The 23,782-nt window shown below is 63.2% G+C and carries 17 protein-coding genes; 4 read left to right on the top strand and 13 right to left on the bottom strand.

Translation table 11 applies throughout. From position 1 onward, the window contains the following. Positions 1–358: 358 nt before the first annotated feature. The 8 genes from ABB29_RS07955 to ABB29_RS07920 all read right to left on the bottom strand — a co-directional run bounded on the left by ABB29_RS07955 (position 359) and on the right by ABB29_RS07920 (position 12,953). Positions 359–1,255 carry a DUF4097 family beta strand repeat-containing protein gene (locus tag ABB29_RS07955; RefSeq protein WP_057658079.1) on the bottom strand — a complete coding sequence of 299 codons (897 nt, stop codon included), beginning with the start codon at positions 1,253–1,255 and terminating at the stop codon, positions 359–361. A gap of 11 nt (positions 1,256–1,266) precedes the next feature. Continuing rightward, positions 1,267–1,737, bottom strand: a complete 471-nt coding sequence (locus tag ABB29_RS07950; RefSeq protein WP_057658078.1) for a hypothetical protein — start codon at positions 1,735–1,737, stop codon at positions 1,267–1,269. Continuing rightward, on the bottom strand, positions 1,734–2,324 hold the full coding sequence (locus ABB29_RS07945; protein WP_157062553.1) for an RNA polymerase sigma factor: 591 nt from the start codon (positions 2,322–2,324) through the stop codon (positions 1,734–1,736). Before ABB29_RS07945 ends, ABB29_RS07950 begins: the two co-directional genes overlap by 4 nt. A 47-nt stretch (positions 2,325–2,371) precedes the next feature. After that, the gene (locus tag ABB29_RS07940) at positions 2,372–3,943 is read right to left on the bottom strand and encodes a tetratricopeptide repeat-containing sulfotransferase family protein (protein WP_170185856.1); all 1,572 of its coding nucleotides are present in this window, start codon (positions 3,941–3,943) and stop codon (positions 2,372–2,374) included. A 75-nt stretch (positions 3,944–4,018) separates the two neighbouring features. Beyond that, positions 4,019–5,581, bottom strand: coding sequence for a tetratricopeptide repeat-containing sulfotransferase family protein (locus tag ABB29_RS07935; protein ID WP_057658076.1), 1,563 nt, complete (start codon positions 5,579–5,581; stop codon positions 4,019–4,021). Positions 5,582–5,650: 69 nt separating this feature from the next. Beyond that, positions 5,651–8,650, bottom strand: coding sequence for a TonB-dependent receptor (locus ABB29_RS07930; RefSeq protein ID WP_057658075.1), 3,000 nt, complete (start codon positions 8,648–8,650; stop codon positions 5,651–5,653). Positions 8,651–9,029: 379 nt separating this feature from the next. Further along, positions 9,030–12,017 (bottom strand): TonB-dependent receptor, encoded by a 2,988-nt coding sequence (locus ABB29_RS07925; protein WP_083487643.1) that lies wholly within the window; start codon positions 12,015–12,017, stop codon positions 9,030–9,032. 312 nt (positions 12,018–12,329) lie between these two features. After that, positions 12,330–12,953 carry a TetR/AcrR family transcriptional regulator gene (locus tag ABB29_RS07920; RefSeq protein ID WP_057658073.1) on the bottom strand — a complete coding sequence of 208 codons (624 nt, stop codon included), beginning with the start codon at positions 12,951–12,953 and terminating at the stop codon, positions 12,330–12,332. Between the two features lie 146 nt (positions 12,954–13,099). Here ABB29_RS07920 and ABB29_RS07915 point away from each other — a divergent pair, with 146 nt between their 5' ends. From ABB29_RS07915 to ABB29_RS07905, 3 genes are all read left to right on the top strand, one after another. After that, positions 13,100–14,074 (top strand): alpha/beta fold hydrolase, encoded by a 975-nt coding sequence (locus ABB29_RS07915; RefSeq protein WP_083487641.1) that lies wholly within the window; start codon positions 13,100–13,102, stop codon positions 14,072–14,074. Further along, positions 14,071–16,551 carry an acyl-CoA dehydrogenase gene (locus ABB29_RS07910; protein ID WP_057658072.1) on the top strand — a complete coding sequence of 827 codons (2,481 nt, stop codon included), beginning with the start codon at positions 14,071–14,073 and terminating at the stop codon, positions 16,549–16,551. The genes ABB29_RS07915 and ABB29_RS07910 overlap by 4 nt, the downstream gene beginning before the upstream one ends. Positions 16,552–16,626: 75 nt before the next feature. Then, complete coding sequence (locus tag ABB29_RS07905) at positions 16,627–17,094, top strand: hotdog fold domain-containing protein (protein ID WP_057658071.1); 468 nt, start codon at positions 16,627–16,629, stop codon at positions 17,092–17,094. Positions 17,095–17,128: 34 nt separating this feature from the next. On the opposite strand, the gene ABB29_RS07900 is transcribed toward ABB29_RS07905, so the two are convergent. From ABB29_RS07900 to ABB29_RS07885, 4 genes are all read right to left on the bottom strand, one after another. After that, positions 17,129–17,482: a DUF1304 domain-containing protein gene (locus tag ABB29_RS07900; RefSeq protein ID WP_057658142.1), complete on the bottom strand. Its 354-nt coding sequence runs from the start codon at positions 17,480–17,482 to the stop codon at positions 17,129–17,131. A 90-nt stretch (positions 17,483–17,572) separates the two neighbouring features. After that, the gene (locus ABB29_RS07895; RefSeq protein WP_057658070.1) at positions 17,573–18,925 is read right to left on the bottom strand and encodes an NTP/NDP exchange transporter; all 1,353 of its coding nucleotides are present in this window, start codon (positions 18,923–18,925) and stop codon (positions 17,573–17,575) included. Between the two features lie 96 nt (positions 18,926–19,021). Further along, positions 19,022–20,920, bottom strand: a complete 1,899-nt coding sequence (locus ABB29_RS07890; protein WP_057658069.1) for a M48 family metallopeptidase — start codon at positions 20,918–20,920, stop codon at positions 19,022–19,024. A 48-nt stretch (positions 20,921–20,968) separates the two neighbouring features. Continuing rightward, on the bottom strand, positions 20,969–21,565 hold the full coding sequence (locus ABB29_RS07885; RefSeq protein ID WP_157062568.1) for a LemA family protein: 597 nt from the start codon (positions 21,563–21,565) through the stop codon (positions 20,969–20,971). A gap of 86 nt (positions 21,566–21,651) precedes the next feature. On the opposite strand from ABB29_RS07885, the gene ABB29_RS07880 reads away from it, so the two are divergent. After that, the gene (locus tag ABB29_RS07880) at positions 21,652–23,040 is read left to right on the top strand and encodes a serine hydrolase (RefSeq protein ID WP_057658067.1); all 1,389 of its coding nucleotides are present in this window, start codon (positions 21,652–21,654) and stop codon (positions 23,038–23,040) included. 89 nt (positions 23,041–23,129) lie between these two features. Here the strand turns inward: ABB29_RS07880 and ABB29_RS07875 are convergent, their stop codons facing one another. Next, positions 23,130–23,696: an SRPBCC family protein gene (locus tag ABB29_RS07875; RefSeq protein ID WP_057658066.1), complete on the bottom strand. Its 567-nt coding sequence runs from the start codon at positions 23,694–23,696 to the stop codon at positions 23,130–23,132. Positions 23,697–23,782 lie beyond the last annotated feature (86 nt).

Below are 23,782 nucleotides of genomic sequence, written 5' to 3'. Positions count from 1 at the left end.
TCTCTCCAAAATTTCACAGTTAAGCCGGGCAATACCCAGGCCAATGGTTCAGACGCACGTTACGTTTGCGGCTGGTGCCCGAAGGATAACGCAAATTTTACTAGTAATGAGAGAAAAGTCAGAAAATTTATGTGAGAGCAAAAACACCCTGAAGCATCAGTCACTTACAGCTGATTTCAGGCAAAAAAACGGGCTCGCCGGGCGCATTTCGGCATCATTGTGAGACACAGACTGTAACTGAACAGGGGCCTTCTATCGCATTGAAGCTGATCATCGGCGTCGCTTGTGGCGCTGGTCGGGCGTCATTCGAGGGCCACGACCAAGCGACGTGTCGTCACTCGAACGCCATGTCGTGTCCTCACTGCAGACGCAGCTCTGCATCGCCGGAAAAGGTTTCAAGGGTAACTTCGCCATCGGCGGCGCCATAGCGGGTGCTGAAGCTGGAACCCGGGCCGCGTTCCTTCTTGATGGTCACCCCCGGTGCTTTCAGATCACCGCTGAAGGACTCACCGCTGACTCGCGCCGACAGGGTCCTGGGCACCACCAGCAGCAGGTTGCCGCTGACGCTTTCCATGTGTATCTCGCCCTTGCTGGCCAGATCGGTGTGGACTTCGGCGTCACCGCTGACCGTGTTGGTCGACAGATCGGTCACCTGTTCGCCGTTGACGGCGACATTGATGTCACCCGATACGGTTTCGGCACTGACATCACCGCTCAGGCGACCGCGCAGATCCAGTCGGCCACTGACTGTCTGCAGATCGACATCGCGGCTGTTGAGCGTGGCGCTGATGTCACCGCTGACGCTCTGCAGATCGGCACGCTGTGGTGCGCCGATGGCGGTGATCGCGCCACTGACGCTTTCAATGCTGATCTGCCTGGGCGCCACGCCGGTGACATCGACGTCAGCCGATACCGACTCCACGTCCAGTTCGGCACGCAGCGGTACCATCAGCTTGAGATCGGTCGGTCCGCCGTGGGATCCACCCCAGCCACTGCCGCGCGGGTAGACCACGCGGATTTCCAGATGCTCGGGAGATCCTTCCACCGACAGCTTCTCCACCCCCTGCCCCAGGGTGCCGGAAATCTTGACCTCGTTACGGTCCCAGGCGGTGACCTGGATGCTGCCCTTGACGTTGTTGATGTCCAGCCGTCCGTCCGCCGCCAGCGGATGACTCTGGTCAATCGCGGTCTGGGCGTAGGCGGTGACGCTGGTCGACAGCAGCAGCGCGATGCAAAGCGGTGAAAAACGGAACATGGTATTTCTCCTCAACTCATGATGGCGCGCTGGGTCAGGTTGATGCGCTGCGTATACGTGCGGCGCAACTGCTCCAGCAACAACCGGGAATGCGGATCGCGGCGCAGCGCCGCGCGGATCTGGGAGGCGCTGTCATCCAGGGCTTTCAAGGAATCGGCCAGCTCGGTCGGCGGCGGGCGTTGGTCCAGCTGGGTCATCGCGCTCTGATAGTCGCGGGTCAGCGAGGCCGCTTCGCGCTGGACCCCCGGTGCGGTGGCCGATGGCAGCAGCCCGGCCTGCCAGACCATGCCTACGGCCAGCAGCAAAGAGGCAGCCAAGGCCATCGGCCACCAGCGCGATACCGGATGGAAGCCGGGCTCGGCCTGCTGCTGGGGCAAGCTGGCAATGCGTCCGGCAATGGCCGGCCACAGGTCATGCCCGGGCGAAGCATCGCGGCGCAAACCGCGCAGTTGCCAATGCAGGGAGGCGTCTTTGTCATTCATGGTTCGGTCCTCAAGCGTTCGCGCAGCAGATGCCGCGCGCGATGCAGTTGCGCCTTCGAGCTGCCGACGGCCATGCCCAGCTCGCGGGCGATTTCTTCGTGTTTCCAGCCTTCCACGTCATGCAGCACCAGCACCGCGCGCGCCCTCGGCGGCAGGGTTGCCACGGCCCGTTCAAGATCCATCGACAATGCGGTGACATGGCCGGCTGAGTCAGCCACCTCAAGCCGCTCCACCGCGTCTTCGTCGGCGCTGGGCTGCGGTTGTGTCCTGCGGCTGCGCAACTCCATCAATGCGGTATTGACCGCCAGCCGGTGCAGCCAGGTGGAAAATGCACTCTCCTGCCGGAACTGTGGCAGCGCCTGCCAGGCACGCACGAAGGCTTCCTGGGTCAGATCCTCGGCACGCGCGCCCTGGCCGCCGGTCAGGCGCTGGATCACGCCATGGACCCTGCCGACGTGACGACGGTACAAGGCTTCGAATGCCTGTACGTCGCCGGCGGCGGCACGACTCACCCACGCCTGTTCGTCAAAGGCCGCGGCGTCGACCGGCACCGCCGTCACCGGCGCGGAGTGGATGGGTGGGTGCATGGCAACATTCAGCATATCCACTGGGATGAACCCGACGGGCAAAAGGTTTAGAGCCCGCGTCGGTCCGCTGCCCCGGCGCTGGCCATCGTCCGGATGAAGGGCTGCAGATAGTCGGCATAGGGAGCCCACTTCGGCACGTCGCGTGCGTGCACCTCGCCGCGCACCTGCACCGCGCTGGCAGTCGCCACGCCACGCGAACGTTCCCGCAGTGCCAGCATCGATGGCTGGAACTGCAGTCCGCAGAAATCGCAGACCTCGCGCAGTACGGCCTCGGTATCACGGGTCAGCCGCTGATACGACACATCCAGGATGCGCCCCGGCCAACGCTGATGCCAGTGCGCCATCAGGCGCTGGTACTGCTGGTGGAACGCAGCCAGCTCGGCCTGGTCATAGGAATACGGATTGGCGTCGGAAAACAATTCGCGCAGATTGGAGAATGCGACCTCGACCGGGTCGCGCACCATGTGCAGGATACGGGCCTGCGGCAAGGCCTGGCAGATGAAGCCGATGTTGAGGAAGTTGGATGGCAGTTTGTCAGTGAAGCAGCGTTCGCCACCCAGCCGCCACTGCATGCCCTGCAGGTAGCCGCTACCGACGGCCGGCCAATCGAGGCCGCTTGCGCGCTCAACGATGGTGGCATCGATGACTCCCTTGCAGTGATGGTCGGTCGCCCAGCGCATCTGGGTGGTGAAGTCGTACAGCTCGCCCACCCCGCGGATGTCGTCATGGCCGTCCAGCAGCTGCTCCAGCAGGGTGGTGCCGGAACGATGCATGCCGACGATGAAGATCGGGATCTTCGCGCCATCGCCACCCTCTCGCGCCTCACCGCCAGCCCCTGTCGCGTCGCCCGCTGGCATGCGTATCAGGGCATCGACCAGCGCACGTGATTCCTCGCTGCTGTAGACCAGCCGGGCCCGCTTGGCCTCGCACGCGCGCTCCAGCGCCGCAGCCGCGCCGGCATGGTCGCCGAGGTCGTCCAGCTCCTTGTGCAGCGCGTATTCCAGGAATTCCACGTCACCGGGACGGGCAGGATTGCCGGCCAGCAACGACTGCAACCGGGCAACGTGGTTGGCTTCGTTCGTTTGCCTGCGCAACTTGGAGATCAGCCACCACGCCTGGGCGATTTCCGGGGCACGCCGCAGGCAGGCCTGCAGATCCTGCTCGGCCGCCGCAAACCGGCCCAGGTAGACCAGCACCTGTGCCCGCGCGACCAGGGTCGGCGGATACAGCGGATCCGCGCGCTTGGCTTCATCGAGCAGTGCCAGCGCCTGTTCCTGCTCGTTGAGGTTGCTCAACTGGGTCGCGAATGCCAGCAGCAGGGGAATCGGCATGCGATCCAGCGGCTTCAGCCGTTCAAGAGTCTGCAGGATGGCCCATGGCTGGTTGAAGGTCCGCAGCCGGGCGACCAGTTCGCGGATCACCGCCGGTTCGCTTGGCCGCGCGGCATGGGCGGCCAGTGCATGCTGGTGGGCAAGCCGATAATGGCCGGCCAGCGAATGCACGTACGACAACTGCACATGCAGATTGGCATCACCGGGACGCAACGCCAGCGCCTGCTGATAGGCCTGGATGGCCGCCGGCCACTGCCGGAGGCTGGCGTACTGTTCGGCTTGCCGCATCCATTGACCGGCATCGGATGCCACCGGGGTCATCGCGGCCCGCGCCCTGGCTTCAATGCAGACATCGGTGCGCCATCAATCTCCGGCCAGTGCTGTCTGCAGCGGCCGCAAAGGCTGCGCATAGCTTTTCCATGCATCAATGCTTGCATCATGTATCGCGGTCCTGACCTGTGAGTTGCTGGCGGTGGCCGTCGGGCTGTGGTTACGCTCGATGCGCACGCTGCCGGGGTCATATTCAATACCACAGAAGCGGGCGATGTCCGCCGCCATGGTGGCCGGTTCGCGTACCAGTTCATTGTAGCCAACACACTTGAAACGCGACGGCATCCGCTGCTGCCAGTGGCCAGCCAGTGTCCGCACTTGCCGGTAGTGCTGCGCCAGCGACCTCTGGTCGTAGCTATAGCTGTAGGCATCTCCGGCAAACAGCTCCTTGAGATTGGAGAAGCAGGCGTCCATCGGCTCTTTCAGCAGGCACAGTATCTTTGCATGCGGCAATGCCCGGGCAATCCAGGCGGCATTGAAGAAGTTAGCCGGGTGCTTGTCGACCACGAAGCGTGCAGCTTTTGACCATGGCGCGATGCGTTGCAGGTACAGCTCACCGACGCGTTGCCAATCGACTGTTTCAAGCACCTGCCAGTCGCGCTGCAACAAACCGCCGATGAAAAAATGATCCGCGGCCATGGATACGGCCGAGTTGAAATCGTTGAGCTCGCCGGCGCTGACCACCCCCGGATGGTTGTCGAGAATGCGCTCAAGCACGGTGGTACCCGTACGCGGCATGCCAACGATGAAGATTGGCGTCAGCGCGTGATCGTTGGTGTGCCGCGCTTCGTCGGTCGCGGGCAATGCAAGCTGCCGCAGCCGTTCGCAGTTGCGCGCTTCCAGATCCGGGTCCCGGATCAAACGGTTGTGCTTGATGGCTGCTCCGGCCTCCAGCGCCGTCCATGCTGGTTCATGGGCGCCCGCGGCATCGTATTCCTTGAACAGCGCGTACTGCAGGTAGGCGCTGTCCTCGCTGGATTCGGGGGTGCCAGCCAATGCCTGCCGCAGCCGTTCAATCCGTTGCAGTGAATGCGCGGGCCGGTGGCTGGCCAAGGCCCAGTGCGCAAGCGCGTGAACCGGCCGCAGGTCGATGGCCTGTTCGTAGGCCAGGCTGGCGCCATCCATGTCGCCCACGGCGCGTAGCGCATTGCCACGTTCGTAGCTGAGCAGATGATGTGCCCCGACATGGCGATTCGCCAGCTCGATCAGCGCCAGCGAGACTTGGTACTCACCGGCCAGGTACAGGTGCTGCGCCAGGACCGCTGCCTGCTGCAGCACCGCCGGCTGTTGCCAATCGGCCTGCCGGATCAGTTCGGTCGCCCGCTGGCGCTGGTCCAGCTCCAGCAACCGCAGGGTCACGAAGGAAAGATTACGCCAGGCCTGTCGGTTGCGCACCGCGTCGGCGGCCCGCAGCGCGCAGTCCACCGCCTGCCGATAATGGTCGGCAATCCGCTCCAACCGGCCCAGCCGCAACCAGGCCGCGGCATGGTCGGCGTCGCCGGCCAACACCGCTGCATACGCATCGCGGGCCGCGGCGTGATCGCCGGCCTTGTCCAACGCGTCCGCCTGCTGCCAGTAGTGGCTTGCCTGTTGCACACCCTGCCCCGTAAAAAAAGGAACGGCCGCCGAATGGCGACCGTTCCAGCATAACGCGAACCAGCGTTGTCAGAAGTCGTACTGGACCATGAAACGGAAGGTGCGCGGGGCCTGGTACGAAGTCGGCACCAGGTAGTTGGCCTGCGGCAAGCCGGTCGATCCGTCTTCGGCGATTTCGTTGACCGAGGTCACTTCCTGGGTATCGAACACATTGAAGACATCCATCTTGAACTGGAGGCCCTCGGCGAACGAAGGACGCCATGCCACGTTGAGGTCCAACGTGGTCGTCCACGGCAACCGCCCGGCCGTACCACGCGGCACCGGGATGTTGTTGCAGCGGAAGAAGGCCGCCTGGTACGGATGCGGATTGTAGGTACCGCCCAATGCCACCGGCAGGCTAGGTCCGTCGCCCGGCGCACGATTGGGGTCGCGATCCAGCACGCCGATGCAGTTCTTGGGCCGTCCCGATTGCACCAGCAGGTTGGCACCCATCGACCACTGTTCACTGAAATCGTAGTTGCCGAACAGCTTCAGGCTGTGGCGCCGATCGTTGGGCAGGTAGCCGTAGGTATTCTCGGTGAGTTCGATGTAATCGAAATCCTGGGTGACGTTGGTATCGGCCTGGCCGATGTCCGACTTCACGCCGCCTTCGGTGTTGCCCTTGCTCTTGGCGAAGGTGTAGGAACCCTGCAGGAACAGTTTGTCCCAACTGCCATCGACGAAGAACTCCAACGCGGTGTAGGTACGCTTGGCCGGTGGGCTCAGGCGGTCACCGGGCACGGTGATGGTGGTCAGCTCGCCATTGCCTTCGATGTCGGTGACCAGCACGGCATCCTGGCCCGGATTGAACATGCGGCAGTACGGGAATCCGGGGTTGGGGATGTTGACGGTCAGACCGTTTTCGTCGGCGTAGTCGGTGATGGCGGTGTAATCGCAGTTGTCATCGATGGCCTGCTTGAGGTCACGGTAGATGCCGCGTGCACCCAGGGTCATGTGGTCGGTCAACGCCGCCTGCATGCCGAGGATGTATTCGTCCTGGTACTGAGGTTCCAGGTTCTTCGAGGCAATCGTGTCCGGGTTGTGGCTGTTGCCGTCCTCGCCGTTGATGAAGGCCGGACCGGCGGCATTGCGCGGGGTCAGTCCGGTCGGCGCCCCGGTCACCGGATCGACACCTGTGAAGGTGTAGTTCTGGCGGGTGAAGAACGAGGCACTGGCGCCACGCAGGGCCACGCTTGGCGTCAGCGGCAGCGCGTAACGACCGGCGTTGGCGAAGACCTTGAAGCTGGAGTCGCCGTTGACGTCCCAGGACATGCCCAGGCGAGGGCCGAACTGGTTGTCGATCTTGACGTAGCTCTGGCCATCACCATTGAGGTTCTCGAAGCTGTCCCAACGCAGGCCGACATAAGCCAACAGGTTGTTGGTGATGTTCCAGCTGTCTTCGATGTAGAAGGCGCGTTGCTTGACCTTCAGCTCCGCACCCGAGCGCGTGATCTGCTCGCGAACGATGTCAATCTCGTCACCGGAGTTGGGGTTGATAGGAGTGGGATCGACCGTCGAATAGCGCCACAAACGGCCACCTTCGCGGATCTGCCCGGCCACTGACTCGTAATCATCCAGATCGAAACCAGCCCGCAGCAGGTGATCGCCAAGCTGCCATTCGGCATCGATACGGAACTGGTCACGGGTGTCCTTGGAGTCCGAACGTTGCAACTGGTTGCCAAAGCCGATCGAACAGGAGCTCTGGTAAACGCCGGTCAGTCCTTTGCGGGTCGCGGTGCGGGCGTCCTGGATGTCCGGACAGCCACCCACCTGCTGGTTCAGATCACCGGAATACGAGACCAGTTCACCATCGGCGGTACGCAGGTGCTGCCCGCGCGAGAATTCACCGTGGCCGTACAACGCCGAGAAGGTGAAGGTATCGGTCCAGAAACCGGTGTACTTCAATACCGCGTTGTCACCACCCTGCTCGATATAGTTGGTGCCGCGGTAGTCGGTACGGTTGGTTTCGCCCAGGGTGTTGGAGTAGACATCGATTTCCTGATCCTGGCTGTCGGAAAACGCCGTCAGTTCCAGCAGGTTGCTGTCGGTCAGGTACCAGTCCATCTTCAGCAACCAGCTCGGGGTTTCGGTGGAGCTGCTGGAGTTCGCCGCGGTCGGCAGGATGTTGGCTGCCGCATTGCCAACCGGGCCGCCCCAGTTGTCGGTTTCCTTCTTGGTGTAGGAAATCAAGCCATAGGCAAACAGCTTGTCCTGGATCAGCGCGCCGCTGGCCCACACCGACGCGGTGCTGTCCCAGGTGCTGTCGCGGGAATTGTCGTGCAGCAGCGTGCCATCAGTGAGGTACTGGTTCTTCGAGGGCTCGTTGAGGTCTTCCGGGCTCCAGAAGATATTGAAGCCAGCATGGAACTCATTGGTGCCGCGCTTGGTGATCTGGTTGACCACACCGCCCAGCGAACGGCCGAACTCGGCACCGTAGCCGCCGGTCTTGACCTGCTGCTCGGCCACCGCCTCGAACGGCACCTGTGAGAAATTCAAACCGCGGAATGAGTTGGTGACGTTGAAACCATTGATGAAGTACTGGTTTTCCGCCACCGATGCGCCGCCGAAGGAAGCCAGGTTGCCGAAAGCGGCATCGCCGCGCACGGTGCCCGGTGCCAGCAGGGCAACGCTGGTGGTATCACGTGGTACGGGGACCTTGGCGATCTGTTCGGCGGTCAGGATGGTGGTCGACTCGACCGACGACACGTCGATCGGATTGACGAAGCCCTGGCCAGTGACCAGCACCGCATCCAGCGTGGTGGCGCCGCTGCTGCTGACGAAGTCGGCGCTGGAAGCGGTGCCGACACTGACATTGACCGTGCGCGAGCCGCCAGAACTGCTGGTAACCGTGTACTGACCGGTCGGCAAAGCCGAGAAGCGATAACTGCCATCGCTGCTGACGCCGATGGTGCGGGTGAAACCGGTGGCGGGATTGACCAGGGTGACGGTGTCGCCCGCCGCGGCATGGCCGGTGATCGCACCGGTGGTGTTGGACTGCGCGTAAACGCCGCTGCTGAAGCATGCGGCCAATGCCAGACTGAGTGCGGATTTTTTGACGCCTTGCGAGATTCGACTTCTTTTTCTAGTAATTGTCATTGCGCTATCTCTCTCATTCATATGCAGCTGGATTGGAAAATCTTGGCTAAATGAACAGACGCATCGCCGGCCAGGTCAGCCGACTGCGAATGAGAGTAACGGAACTTTTACCTTACGGACCGTAACCGGAATTACGGTTAACATCGCAACCAATCGACCCCAATCTATCGCAAATCATTGAATAATATGAACTTCTTCTGTCTTCAGCGAAGTTTGGTGTCAATAAGGCAAAGAAGCCGGGCAGCAAAAAGCCGGAGGGCAAAAAAAGACGGCCCCCAATGGGGGCCGTCGGTGGTGTATCCGTCACTGCAGCTTAGAAGTCGTACTCGATGGTGAAGCTGGCGCGGCGCGCATTGTTGGTCGCGTTGGGCTGGAAGCAGTTGGCTTCGGTACTACCCAGGCCGAACTCGCATTGTTCGTTGACACTCAGCACACTGCGGTCGTTGAGGACATTGAACACGTTAGCGGTAAGGCGCAGGCCTTCCGCCCAACTCGGCGTGTAGGTCAGGTTCAAACTCAACGTACTGTTCCATTCCAGGTTGCCAAGCGAACCACGCGGCACCAGTTCTCCATTGCAATACGAGGCATAGCCATCGTAGCCCGGCTCCAGCCAGTGGCCATCACCATAGGTACCGTCATCGTTCTGCGGCACCGCGCCGAAGCAGTTCAACGGTCGGCCGGCCTGGACGATGAAGTTGCCACCGACCGACCACTGGTCGGTGATCTGGTACGCACCAAACAACTTGAAAGCATGCCGGCGATCATTGGGCAGGTAGCCGTAGCCGCCATCGGTCAATACCGGATAATCGAAGCCGGCCGAGATACCGGCGTCGTCCTGTCCGATGTCCGACTTCACGTAGCCCTCGGTGTTACCGATGCTGCGCGAATAGGTGTAGGAGCCCTGCACCCAGTATTTTCCGTCCCACACACGTTCGAAGAACACTTCCAGCGCGCTGTAGTTGCGCTTGGCTTCCGGGATACCCAGCGCATCGGCCGGTATGGTGATGGAGGTCAGCTCGCCACTGCCGAGATCGGCATTCATGGTCAGATCTTCGCCCACGTTCATCAGGAAGCAGTGCGCCACCGCAGTGCCGATGATGTCGGCTTCGTCAGCACTGTAGCCATTGCCGACCGCCCACTGGTACGGCTGCTCATAGGAGCAGTAATCATCCATGACCGTATTGAGCTTGCGGTACACGCCGCGCAGGCCGCCCACCCACATCTCCGACAGCTGGTACTGGAAGCCAAGGATCAGTTCATCCTGGTACATCGGCTCGATATTGGGGTCGACCACCGTGCGCGGGTCCGGGGTGTCGCCGTTGGACGCGTAGAAGCGGCTGCCCAGCTGTGCACCGCGGCCAGGCTCCTCGTACTGATCATTGCTGAAGGTTCCGTCGAATACGTAGTAGTCGGTGTAGTCCAGCTCCTGACCGGCGAGGCGGATGTTGGTGTTACCCATCACCGGGATGTAGTAGCGACCCAGGTTACCGAAGAACTTGAAGGTGGAGTCGCCGTTTACGTCCCATGAAAAGCCCAGACGTGGTGCCCAGGTATTGTCGACCTTGATGAAGCTGTTACCGGCCGCGTTCAGATTCTCGAACGATTCGTTGCGGATGCCCAGGTAGGCCACGAAGTTGTCGGTCATCTGCCACGAGTCTTCGAGGTAGTAGGCCGAATTCTTCAGGGTGAACTGGCCACCATTCTCGAAGTGGCGCATCTGCACGTAGTCAATCGGTGCACCGGTGTTGTTGACGTAACCGGCATTGAGCAACTGTCCACCTGCGGCCAACGTACGGATCTGGCGGGTGGTCCCGTCATAACCGGTGTAGACGGTACCGCCGAGGAAGTCGTACTCCTCATTGTCCAGGCCGAAGCGCAGGGTGTGGTCGCCGACGACCCATTCGGCATCGAAGCGATAGGCTTTGCGTTCTTCATTGGAACGCGGGTCGTCACCACTGGAGGCGGTCCAGCAACCGTAGTCGGTGCTGGGCGAGTTACGGTAATCGCGGACGAACGGGCAATCGAAGGCACCCAGTTGGGAGGTGTGGTTGTACTTGCCAATGCCGTACAGCGCGGACAGGGTCAGGTTGTCACCAAAATAGCCGGTCCATTTGCCGATGTAGTTGTCGCCACCATATTCGTACTCGTCCGGCAGCAACTGGTCACCGCGGCCACGGCCGTAAGCTTCCAGCGACTCCCAGGTGCGGGTATTCACCGTTTCCTTGTCGCTGAACGCGGTCACTTCCAACAGGTGATTGTCGGTGATGCGCCAGTCCACCTTGGCGTAGTACTGCGGCGCATCCGAGTCGTCCTGCGTCTGCCGGGTATTTCCGTAGACTTTTTCGGTGTTGTCGGTGCCCTGGCCCAACACGTAGAAGAACAACTTGTCCTTGATGATGGGGCCGCTGGCATAGGCGTTGTACTTGAGTGTCTGGTCATAGCTTGGCCTGTCGACCTGCGTCCATGCCCCTGTATTCGGGTCCTTGACGTAACGGACTTCGCTGCTGCGCAGTATGTCGTTGGGCGTGTAGATCGCGTTGCCGCCGAAATGCCACTCGTTGTTGCCGCGCTTGCCGATGACATTGACCACACCGCCCAGCGAGCGACCGAACTCGGCGCCGTAGCCACCGTTCTTGATCTGGGTCTCGGAAATGGCCTCGAACGGCAGTTCATTGAATGCCACGCCATTGATCAGGTTGGTGACATTGAAACCGTTGATGTAGTACACGTTCTCCGCCACCGACGAACCACCGAACGAGGCCAGCTTGCCGCCTTGTTTCTGGTTGCTGCCCAGGCGGCTGTCACCGAGCGTGGTACCCGGCGCCAGCAAGGCCAGCGAGGTGGTGTCGCGACTGATCGGCATCCGGTCAATCTGTTCTTCGGTCAGTACCACGGTCGATTCAACGGATGAAACATCGATCGGATTGACGACGGTGCCGATCACCGTTACGGCTTCCAGCGTCTTGGCATCGCTGTCGACGAAGTTGACGCTGGCGGAGGTGCCCACGCTGATGTTGACTTCGCGGGTTTCAGCGCCATTGCGGCTGATCTGATACTTGCCGTTGGGCAGCTGCGCGACGCGATACGTGCCATCGCTGCCGACCGTGATGGTGCGGCTGAAGCCATTGGCCGGATTGCTGATGGTGACGGTGTCACCGGCTTCCGCACGGCCGAATACCGCACCCGCCGTGTTCGATTGCGCCTGCACGCCGCCGATGAAGCAGGCCCCCAATGCCAGACTCAGAGCAGTACGTTTGATCCCTTTGGCCAGCCGAAGGCGACCAGTTCGTTGAACAGTCATTCGTCACACCCTCTCTCGATGAAATTCGAAAAAGCCATGCCGTCCCCCGGCACAGCCCAAATGAACAAGTGCCAAATGACACCTGCAGCATTGAGGGTAACGTTGTTTTTACATGGGGGGTGATAACCGCGATTACGTTCGACTCGAATCTGCTTGGCTGCTACGTGCACCAGAAGAGGGCATGGATACGCAGGTCCGAGACCGTCTGCAGTGCGCCATCGGCTGCTCAACGCAGTCGCACTGCTGAAACTACATCACGGCAACAACAGCGAATTCAGCGCCACGCAGATGAAGCGTGGAGAATCTCATGCCTCAAGCCGGAATCAACGTCGTGATCACATGCTCCAGATAGGCGTCGAACTCTTCGTGGCTCATCTTCGGTTGCTGCAGTTGCAGTGACAGCTGCAGGAAGCCGACATAGGCGGCGTAGGTCAGGCGGGCCCGGTGCTGGGCCTCGGTCCGGCCGAGGCCGGCCTGGCGGAACGAGGCCACCAGGTATTCCATCCGGCGCTGCGAGACGCGGTTGATCACCGGTTGCACCGCCGGATGGTCAAGTGCCTTCAGCAGCTCGCTATAGATGATGTGCGGGGTGACTTCGTGGCCAACCAGCTGGAACAGCGCGCGCAGGCGCTCACCTGGATCGGGCACCTGCTCGAGGCTGCCGAACACGTTTTCCTGTTCCACGACTTCCCAGCGCTCAAGGGCTGCCTGCAGCAACGCATCGCGCGACGGGAAATGCCAGTAGAAGCTGCCTTTGGTCACCCCGAGTCGTCGTGCCAGCGGTTCCACCGCCACCGCCGCCACGCCCTGTTCGGCAATCAGATCCAGCGCCGCCTGCGCCCAGTCGTCGGCGCTCAGGCGTGAATTGCGTGGACGTGACGCGGCCGGCTGGCCGGCGGCTGCATGTGAACCAGCATCGGAGTCAGTTGTGCGCATGCCGCCATTTAACCATACGCCGCGGTGTGTTGGAGTACGTTGCTGCGCTGCAGCATAAAATCAGTGAAATCAAATGCTTGCGATTGCGCGCGATGACGGCCGGCGCGGATTGACGACGCCTCCGGGCGCGGTCCATACTAGTCCGTATGGTTAATCCCGCCCCCGTCCAAGGTCTGTCGTCGCCGAGTCGCTCGTCCTCCGAGATCGGCACTGTGGCTGGCTCGCATGCAAGCACTTTGGCAGTCAGCCGGTTCGCCCCCGCCCCGCGCGACGCCCATGCCGCCGGCACGCCGGTGGTCTATTGCCACGGCTTCGGCCAGACCCGGCATGCCTGGGTCCGGACCGCGGACACGCTTGCCCGTCACGGTCACGCCGGCATCAGCTATGACGCTCGTGGCCACGGCGACTCGGCGCGCAACCCGCCGGATCTGGTCTATACCGGCGAACAATTCGCCGACGATCTGATCATCGTCGCCGGCGAACAATCCACTGCCCCGGTGCTGGTTGGCGCTTCGATGGGCGGCCTGTTCGGGATGGTCGCCGAAGCACGCTGGCCCGGGCTGTTCCGGGCCATGGTGCTGGTCGATATCACCCCGCGATGGGAATCGGCCGGGCTCGAGCGCGTGCTGGGTTTCATGACCGCGTTCCCACAGGGATTCGAATCGCTGCAGGATGCCGCCGATACCATCGCCGCCTATCTGCCCCATCGCAAATCGCAACGCACGCCGGATCAGTTGCGTGACTCGTTGCGACAAGGGCAGGATGGACGCTGGCGCTGGCATTGGGATCCGCGCCTGATCGACGAGTTGGCGCGCGACAGCGAGCAGCATCAGGATCTGATCGCCGAAGCCGCCGGCAAGCTGACCTGTCCGGTCCTGTTGATCAGTGGAGGTCGCAGCGACCTGGTGTCGGCGGAAACGGTGGACGAGTTCCTGCGCCTGGTCCCGCACGCCCGACACCTGCAACTGCCTGACGCCAGCCACATGCTGGCCGGCGAAGACAACGACACGTTTACCGCGCACGTGTTGCAATATCTGGCCGAGCTGCGGTCGGCCGACGATGGTTCCGATGAACCTGCTTCTTTCCATACCCCCGCATCCGCTTCCGGAGTAACCGCATGAGCATTCTTGTCCCCTTCCTTGCCTTCCTGCTGGCGGGCGCGTTTGCTGCCTACCACCGCATGCGGCTGGCCACCTGGGTTGCCATCACTTTCACCGCGCTGGTCGCCTGCTGGCTGCTTGGCGCCAGCCATGCGGCGACGATCGTGGTCGGCATCATCACTCTGTTGATCGCGGTGCCGCTGCTGGTACCGGCGATCCGCAAGCCACTGCTGACCGCGCCGCTGCTGACCTTCTTCCGCAAGGTGTTGCCGCCGTTGTCGCAGACCGAGCGCATCGCGCTGGAGACCGGTTCGGTCGGTTTCGAAGGCCAGCTGTTCACCGGCGACCCGGACTGGCAGACCCTGCTCAACTATCCCAAGCCGACCCTGACCGCGGAGGAACAGGCGTTTCTGGATGGCCCGGTCGAAGAACTGTGCCGGATGACCAATGACTGGGAAATCACCCATGTGTATGCGGATCTGCCGCCGCACGTGTGGGACTTCATCAAGAAGAACAAGTTCTTCGGCATGATCATTGCCAAGGAATACGGTGGCCTGGGCTTCAGCGCGCTGGCTCACCACAAGGTCATCCAGAAGATCGCATCGGTTTCCAGTGTGGTCAGCTCCACCGTCGGTGTGCCCAACTCACTGGGGCCGGGCGAGCTGCTGGCTCACTACGGCACCAAGGAGCAGAAGGACTATTACCTGCCGCGCCTGGCCAATGGCGAGGAAGTCCCCTGCTTCGGCCTGACCGGTCCGTTCGCCGGTTCCGATGCGACCTCGATTCCCGACTTCGGCATTGTCTGCAAAGGCGAGTGGAATGGCGCCAACGTGCTGGGCGTCAAGCTGACTTTTGACAAGCGCTACATCACCCTGGCGCCGGTGGCATCGCTGATCGGCCTGGCCTTCCGCATGTACGACCCCGATGGCCTGCTGGGCGAAACCCGCGACATCGGCATCACCCTGGCGTTGCTGCCGCGCGATACCGAAGGCGTTGAAATCGGTCGTCGCCACTTCCCGCTCAACTCGCCGTTCCAGAACGGCCCGATCCACGGCAAGGAAGTGTTCATCCCGCTGAGCCAGCTGATCGGCGGCGTCGACATGGTCGGCAAGGGCTGGAACATGCTCAACGAATGCCTGGCGGTGGGTCGTTCGATCACCCTGCCCTCCACTGCCAGTGGCGGCGCCAAGGCCGGTGCGGTAGTGACGGGTGCCTATGCCCGCATCCGCAAGCAGTTCGGCCTTTCGGTCGGCCGCTTCGAGGGCGTCGAGGAAGCACTTGCCCGCATCGGCGGCAGGGCCTACGCCGCCAGTGCGCTGGCACAGGCCACCGCTGCGGCGGTGGACCGCGGCGACGTGCCCTCGGTGCCTTCGGCGATCGCCAAGTACCACTGCACCACCATGGGCCGCGAAGTCATCAGTGACGTGATGGATGTCATCGGCGGCAAGGGCATCATCCTCGGCCCACGCAATTTTGCAGGCCGCGGCTGGCAGGCCGCGCCGATTGGCATCACCGTCGAAGGTGCCAACATCATGACCCGCAGCCTGCTGATCTTCGGCCAGGGCGTGATCCTGTGCCATCCCTGGGTGATGCAGGAAATGAAAGCGGCACAGGATCCGGATCACCAGGCCGGCCTGGATGCATTCGACAAGAACCTGTTCGGTCATATCGGCTTTGCCATCTCCAACGCGGTGCGCTCGTTCTGGTTTGGCCTGACCGGTGCCCGCATCGGTGCCGCGCCGGGCGATGACTACACCCGCCGCTATTTCCGCAAGCTGGATCGCTATTCGGCCAACCTGGCGCTGATGTCCGACGTCTCGCTGCTGATGCTGGGTGGCAAGCTCAAGTTCAAGGAATCGTTGTCCGGCCGTCTCGGCGATGTGCTGAGCCACATCTACATGACCAGCGCGATGATCAAGCGTTACCACGACGAAGGCGCGCCGGTCGCTGACCAGCCGCTGCTGGCCTGGGCCTTCCACGACAGCGTGCACAAGATTGAACTGGCGTTGTCGTCGGCGCTGCGCAACTTCCCGATCCGTCCGGTCGGCTGGTTGATGTGGGCTTTGATCTTCCCGTGGGGCCGGCGTGCGGTCGCACCGGGCGATCGCCTGAGCCATCGCGTCGCTGCGCTGCTGATGGCACCGAACGAAGCCCGCGAGCGGCTGGCCAGCGGCGTCTTCATGACCCCTTGCGAAAACAATCCAGGTGGCCGCATCAACAGTTACCTGGCCAAGGCCATCCTGGCCGAGCCGGTCGAGCGCAAGTTCCTGAAGGCGCTGAAGAACAGCGACATCGAGGCCCTGGATTTCGCTTCGCAGCTGGACGAAGGCGTGCGCGAGGGCTGGATCACCCAGGAAGAACGCGTGCAACTGGAAGAGCTGCGCGAGTTGACCCTGGAAACCATCACCGTCGACGACTTCGATCCGCACGAACTGCGTGCCGCCAGTTACTACGATCTGCCAGCCGCGCAACGCGGTGATTCACGCGCCGCGGCCTGACCGCCCCGGTTTGTCCAGACAACGGCGGGCTGACCCGCCGTTGTCGTTCCTGCCATCAGCAAACGCGGAATCGCCATGAGCCAATCGGTTCTCTCCCTCTATCAGAAGCTGGGCGGCTCGGCCCCCGGCCGCTGGCTGTTCTCGCAACTGGTGTGCTGGAAAGCTCCGTATTTCCGCAGCATCGCCCCGCGCATCATCGAGCTGGCACCACAGCGCGGACAGGCGCGCATCCGTCACCGGCGTGCGGTCAGCAATCATCTGGGAACGGTTCACGCCATTGCCCTGTGCAACCTGGCCGAGTTCATTGGCGGACTGACCACCGACGCCAGCATGCCGCCGGGAATGCGCTGGATACCGCGCGGGATGCAGGTCGAGTACCTGAAGAAAGCCGTCGGCGACATGCATGCCACCGCCTCACCGGAGTTCGTCGCCCATGCCGCCGACAGCGGCTATCCGCTGCCGGTCCATGTGCAGATCAGCAATACCGCTGGCGAAGTGGTCTTCAGCGCGGTGATTTCGATGTGGGTGTCGCCGCGGCACTGACCTCGCAGGCCCGGCACCGTGGCCTGCCGGTGGGTCAGGAGGCCAGCAGCACGGCCAGCATCGCCGCAATCGCTGGCACACCCTGCACGTACAGGATGCGCCGGCTGACGCTCCATGCGCCGTAGCCGGCGGCAACGATGACGCAGCCCAGGAAGAACAGCACCACGTTCCATTGCTGGGTCTGCAGCGCCCACAGCAGCCCGGCGGCAAGGAAGCCGTTGTACAGGCCCTGATTGGCAGCCAGCACTCGAGTGGTCTCAGCTTTTTCGAGCGTATTGCGGAAGGTCTTCAAGCCGATCGGGCGGGTCCACAGGAACATTTCCAGGACCAGGAAATACAGGTGCAGCACAGCCACCAGCAGAATCAGTAGCACCGCGATCGTCATCATCATGATTGTTCACTCCTTGGTTGGGTGCGCCAGGCCGGCGGCGGCGTGCTGCATTGTGGCGTCCGGTCATCACCGTCGACAAGCAGTCGCCTATCCGGCGTCCTGCGGTGCGCCGGTGGTCCGCTCGCGCGGCAGCTTGGCTTCCTCGCGCAGCAATCGCCACGCACCGACGGTCATGCCGCAGGCAGCCGCAAGCCCCCCAACAAACACCAGCTGCGAACCGAAGCTGGACAGCAGCTTGTGCAACCAGACGAAACTCAGATCGGCCCCGCGATAGATGACGGTATCGATCGCCGCGCCGGCCTTGTAGCGCCACTCGCGCTGCACCCGCGTATAGATGGTTTCGCGCGCCGGCTTGGCCAGCGAAAACTCACTGGCGCGGGTGATCACCTGCACTATCGCCACCATCAGCGGCAGCGGTGACGCGGCCAGCGCCGAGAAGCCAAGGATTATCGCAAACGCCGGCACCAGCAACGCCGGGGCAATGCCATAGCGTGACAGCAGCAGCCGGGTCAGCGACAACTGGATCAGCAGGGTCAAGCTGTTGACCGCCAGATCGATGGTCGCGTAGTAGCTGGTGCTGGCAGCGGCATCGGTATAGAACCGGCGCACGATGGCGGCCTGTTCGTTGTACAGCAACGTGCCGATGCCGACCCCGAACACCACCATCACCGCCATCCAGCGCAGCAGCGGTTCGCGCGCGACCAGGGTCAGGCCGGCCATGATGCTGCCGCCCATCGGCAATTCGCCGTTGCTACGGCCTCGCGCCTGCTCACGCTGCACCGCCCAGCGCCGCAGGCGCAGCAGGCAGAGGATGCAGACCGACAGGAAACCGGCCGACACCAGCATCAGGTTGGCGATCCCGATCCGTTCCACCAGGCTGCGGGTCAGGATCGGCCCGAGGAACGCGCCCATGGTGCCGGCAGCGCCGATGTAGCCATACAAGCGGCGCGCTTCCTCGTTGCTGAATACATCGGCCATGAAACTCCAGAACACCGCCACCGCGAACAGGTTGAATACCGTCACCCACAGGAAGAACGCCATCCCACGGCCCGGTATCCCGGCATGGAACATCAGGTAGAAGCCCAGCAGGGTAACGATGAAGAACCCGTACACCACCGGCAGGAACACCCGTCGCGGGTAACGGCTGACCAGCCAGCCGTAGACCGGCTGCAGCAGCAGCATGATCAGGAACGTACAGGTGAACAACACCTGCAAGGCAAAATCACGCAGGTCCAGATCATGGGCCGCGAAGAAGTCGATCATCGCCAGCGGGAACACCGCCTGGATGTCGGACGAAGCACCCATCGCCTCGCGTACCGGCCGCAGCACGTAGTAGCCGCTGAGCAGGCAGAAAAAATACACGAATGCCCACGCCAGCGGTGGTGACTCGCTGAAGTTGGTGCGGAATCGTCCCCAGCGTGTGGCGGTCGCGGCAGTCATGGCAACAGGGCAATCGGATAAGAGAGGTCAACGGCGCCAAGCGCCAGCTTTCGCGCACGGTATCCGATGCGCTGCAACATCACCAGTCCTGCCGGATCAGCGCCGTTCGAGCATCGCCGGCAGCGGACAGTGCAACACGCCGCACAGGGTCCGCAGCAGTTCCGATTCGGCGACGGTGACCCGGCCGTCATGTGAAATCGCGTCGGTGATCGCCTCCACCAGCACCTGCTTGGCCAGCGGGTCCAGCATGTCCAATGGCTGCCATACCGCGTCCAGCGCCTGCACGCCCTGTGCTGGCGGTGCGTAAGGGAGATGGTCGCGCGGCAGCACCCGTTGCATGCCCATCAGGTAGGCGCGCTGGGCCTGCGCCGGGTCGTCGCTGCCGGCCTGCGCCACCACTGCCAGCAAGGTCGCGAATTCCTGGCGCACACTGCCCGGCTTGCGCCGGCCAAAGCGCGTATGCCGGCCCGGATCCAGCGATTCGCGCAGCTGCACCTGCAGCAGCCGCGCCAGGCAGTATTCGAACAGCGACACCTGTCCGTCCGCGTGCACGATCGCCTCCACCGTATCGATGAATTCCTGCAGCTGCGGACGCGGGCGCAATCGCAGCACCGGAAACACCAGGCTGGCCAGCGGCAGCCGCAGCATCGGATGCAGTGAATGCAACGGCCCGGACTTCAGCTGCACGGCCTGATCGGCCATCGACTGGCCCAGCCGCGAGGTGATTTCGATCCGCTGCCTGGCGGCGATGGCCGTTGCATCGTCCAGCAACAAGGCCAGCAGCAGCGGCATCGCCTGATCGCGCTGGTTGGCCAGTTCGCGCAGTTCCGGGTCCAGGCTCAGAGCCAACTCGTGTGCACGCTGGTAATCGTCGGCCGCAGGCGTTGCCACCTGCAAGGCGACCATCGGCGGTGTCACCGTCAGCTGCGTGGTCGCCGCCGGCAACGGCGCTGGCGATGCCGCCACCAGGCCCATCGCCAGGTCTTCCTGCATGCCATCGGGTGGGTTGACGGCCCAGCGCCGCGACAGTGCTTCGAGTTGCCGTGGATCAAACAGCGGGTCCAGCCGGCGGATCCGTTCGGCCAGGGGCGGATGGGTGGCGAACCAGCGCGAGAAATGCGCGCCCTCGCCAAACAGCATGTGGCTGACCTCTTCGGCCTTGCCCTTGTCGCTCAACTGCGAGCCCGCTTCCAGGCCGCCAATTTTCTTCAGTGCTCCGACCAGCCCGCTGGTCTGGCGGGTGAACTGCACCGCCGAGGCATCGGCCAGCAGTTCGCGTTGGCGGCTGACGCCGGCCTTGATCATGCGGCCGAAGAACAGGCCGATGGCACCGACCAGCATCGCCACCAACGCCACCACCAGCACGGGCATTCCGTCGCGGCTGCGACCAAAGCGGCCGTACAGCAGGATGCGCTGGCCGATGATGCTCAGCATCATGATCCCGAACAGCAATCCGATCAGGCGCAGGTTCAATCGCATGTCGCCGTTGAGGACATGGCTGAACTCATGCGCGATCACCCCCTGCAGTTCATCGCGATTGAGCCGGTCCAGCGCACCGCGGGTCACCGCCACCACCGCATCGGCGGTCGAATAGCCGGCGGCGAACGCATTGATGCCCGCTTCCTGCTCCAGTACGTACAGGCGCGGCACCGGTACCCCGGAGGCGATGGCAATCTCCTCGACCACGTTGCGCAGCCTGCGCAGCGACGGCTCGCGGGTGTCCTCCGCCACCGGGGTCGCGCCCAGTTGCAATGCCACCGCGTCGCCGCCCGCGCGCAGGCTGGCGATGCGATACAGACTGCCCAGCCCGATCACTGCCAGCGTTGCCAGCGTGGCGACCGCCAGGCCACCGGCCAGTGGTCGGCCGGTGCCCGCCAGCAGCACCGCCGCGGCAATATCGACCGCGACCACGATGCCGACCACGGCCAGCGCGAACAGCACCAGCATCCGCACTGAACCGCGTCGCGCGGCGGCCTGGTGTTCGAAGAAATTCATCGAAGCCGGCCTCTCACTGCGGCAACCGCGGCGCGAACGGCGCCGGCATCAGAACTGCACCTTCGGCGCTTCGCGCACCTGCGGCTTGTCGTCCGGGATATCCAGCAACGCGGCCGGCGCGAACTGGAAATGCCCGGCGATGGCGCTGGCGGGGAATGTCTCGCGGCGGATGTTGTAGGCCATTACCGCATCGTTGTAGGCCTGGCGGGCGAAGGCGACCTTGTTTTCAGTGCTGGTCAGCTCTTCGTTCAACTGCATCATGTTCTGGTTGGCCTTGAGCTCCGGATACGCCTCGGCCACCGCCAACAGGCGCCCCAGACCCGTATTCAGCTGGCCCTGCGCCGCCGCCAGTTGCGCCATCGCCTGGGGGTCGCCAGGATTGGCTTTGGCTGCGGCCAGGCCGGCCTGTGCCGCCGAGCGCGCCGCGACCACGGCTTCGAGGGTTTCGCGCTCGTGGTTCATGTAAGCCTTGGCGGTCTCGACCAGATTGGGGATCAGATCGAAGCGGCGTTGCAGCTGGACATCAATCTGCGCGAACGCGTTCTTGAACTGATTCCTCGCTGTAATCAAGCCGTTATAGACGCCCACGCCCCACAGCACGACGACGACGACCAACCCGATAATCATCAACAAGATGAACCACATGGACATCGAACCTCTCCCTATTTGTGCTATGGCGAAAAGCGACGTTATCATCGCCTGAGGCACAGCTTACGCAGGCATTAACGACGATGAAAGAGATGCTGAAACGGCGACCGATCCGTTCCATGCGCTGGGGCCTGCTGGGCCTGCTGGTTCCGCTGACGCTGGCATCCACCGCGCAGACGCCGCTGCCATTGGCCCGCAACACCGCGCCGGCGGCGCAGCCGCTGCCGGCCAGGACCAGCACGCCGGCGCCAGCCGCCGTCTCCACCGCGCCGATGCCGGGCAGCCTGCCGTTGCCGGCAACGTTCGACGTCAGCGCCTTCGAACGCGCCGCCGAGCAGATGACCATCGGTCAGCGCGTGCCCGGCCTGGCCGTGGCGGTGGTCCAGAACGGCCGCGTGCTCAGTGCCAAGGGTTACGGCGTCACCGATGTGTCCTCGCCGCAACCGGTCAACGCCCACACCGTGTTCCGGCTGGCTTCGTTGTCAAAAGCCTTTGCCGGCACCTTGACCGGCCTGCTGGTGCAGGATGGCTCACTGCGCTGGGACAGCAAGGTCGGCGATTACGTTCCCGATTTCCAGCTCAGCGATCCGGCCGCGACACGCAAGGTCACCGTCGCGGATCTGCTCAGCCACAGGGTCGGTCTGAAATCGCACAACGCGTTTGACCGCGACATCGAAGGCAATGCCGAGTACTACACCGTCGCCCATCGCCTGGCGTCGGCCCCGTTGAGCTGCCAGCCCGGCCAATGCTACGCCTACCAGAACGTGGCTTTCAGCCTGGTCGGCGACATGGTGTTCGCGGCCACTGGCGGTTTCTACGAGCAGGCCGTTGATCGCCGCATCTTCAAGCCGCTCGGCATGAACGATGCCAGCATGGGCCTGGCCGGGATTGAATCCAGCCCGAGCTGGGCGCGGCCGCATGTGCGCAGCCGCAATGGCTGGGTATCGATTGCACCCAAGCCGACCTACTATCGGTTGGCGCCGGCCGCCGGCGTCAATGCCAGCATCAGCGACATGGCGCAGTGGCTGGCCGCACAGACCGGGCACCGGCCGGACGTATTGCCGGCACCGCTGCTGGCGACCCTGCACGCGCCGATCATTTCCACCCCTGACCAGATGCGTTCCGGCTGGCGCCGGCAACGGGTCGATGCCGCCAGTTATGCGATCGGCTGGCGCGTGTTCGACTACGCCGGTCATCAAGTGGTGTTCCATGCCGGCGCCGTGCAGGGCTATCGCGGCCTGATCGCGTTGGTGCCGGAGCGTGACCTGGGCATTGCCGTACTCTGGAATGGCGAAAGCAGCGTGCCGTCCGGACTGCTGCCGGCCATGCTTGACCGCGCCCTGGAAGTACCCGCCGGCGATTGGCTCGACGTTTCGCTGGACGACAGCGATCTGTTGATGGCCGACAGTCAGCAGGACCCCGGCGAACCCGCCGGCAGTGCCGGCAGCAAAGCCACCGCTTCACCGGATTGATAACGGCTGGCCACGGCTTGAACAAAAAATCCCGCGGCATCACCCGCGGGATTTTTTTGCCTGCGACGGGCGCTGTCCGGCCTGCGTGATCACCGCGACTCGGCGCTGGATGCGGCAGCCGCCGCAGGCCCGGCAGACTCCAGCAATGCCTTCAGCCGTTGCAGGCCATTCTCGAAATCAGGACCGAGCATGCGCTCGAACAGCAGGCCGAACCAGCGTGCCATCGGATTGAAGCCATGGTCGCTGTCGAATGCCCAGGTCACCCGGGTACCTTCGGCCAGCGGAGTCAGGGTATAGGTCGAGCGGGCACGGTTGCCTTCGAAATCCAGCGCCACCGTCACCTTGCGATCGTGGATGCTTTCCAGGATCTCCTGGCGTCCATTGCCGATGGCTGGAGTGCCGCTCCAGCTCATCGTCGCACCCTTGCCGGAGCTCGGACCGGCATAGCGGTAGGTCGCCTGCGGGTCCAGCGCCGCCCATGGCGACCACTGGTTGAACTGTTCGAACGAGTTGAGCACCGCGAATACCTGCGCCGGTGACCGATGGATGATGACGGAACGCTCGACGTGGCTACTGGCCGGCAGCAACAGGCTGCCGCCTGTGATCACTACCCCCAGCAACACTGCAAGGGCCAGCGCCCACTTGATGAGTTTCATGCTTGGCTCTCCACCGTGCGAGATGGCGCCACCGGGCGCCGCCTGAAGGTGGCAGAGGATAGCAGCTGGTGACTCGCGGCCGGTTG

It is taken from the genome of Pseudoxanthomonas dokdonensis (genome assembly GCF_001431405.1).
Classification (GTDB): Bacteria; Pseudomonadota; Gammaproteobacteria; order Xanthomonadales; family Xanthomonadaceae; genus Pseudoxanthomonas_A; species Pseudoxanthomonas_A dokdonensis.
This window is presented reverse-complemented; position numbering and strand designations above follow the sequence as displayed.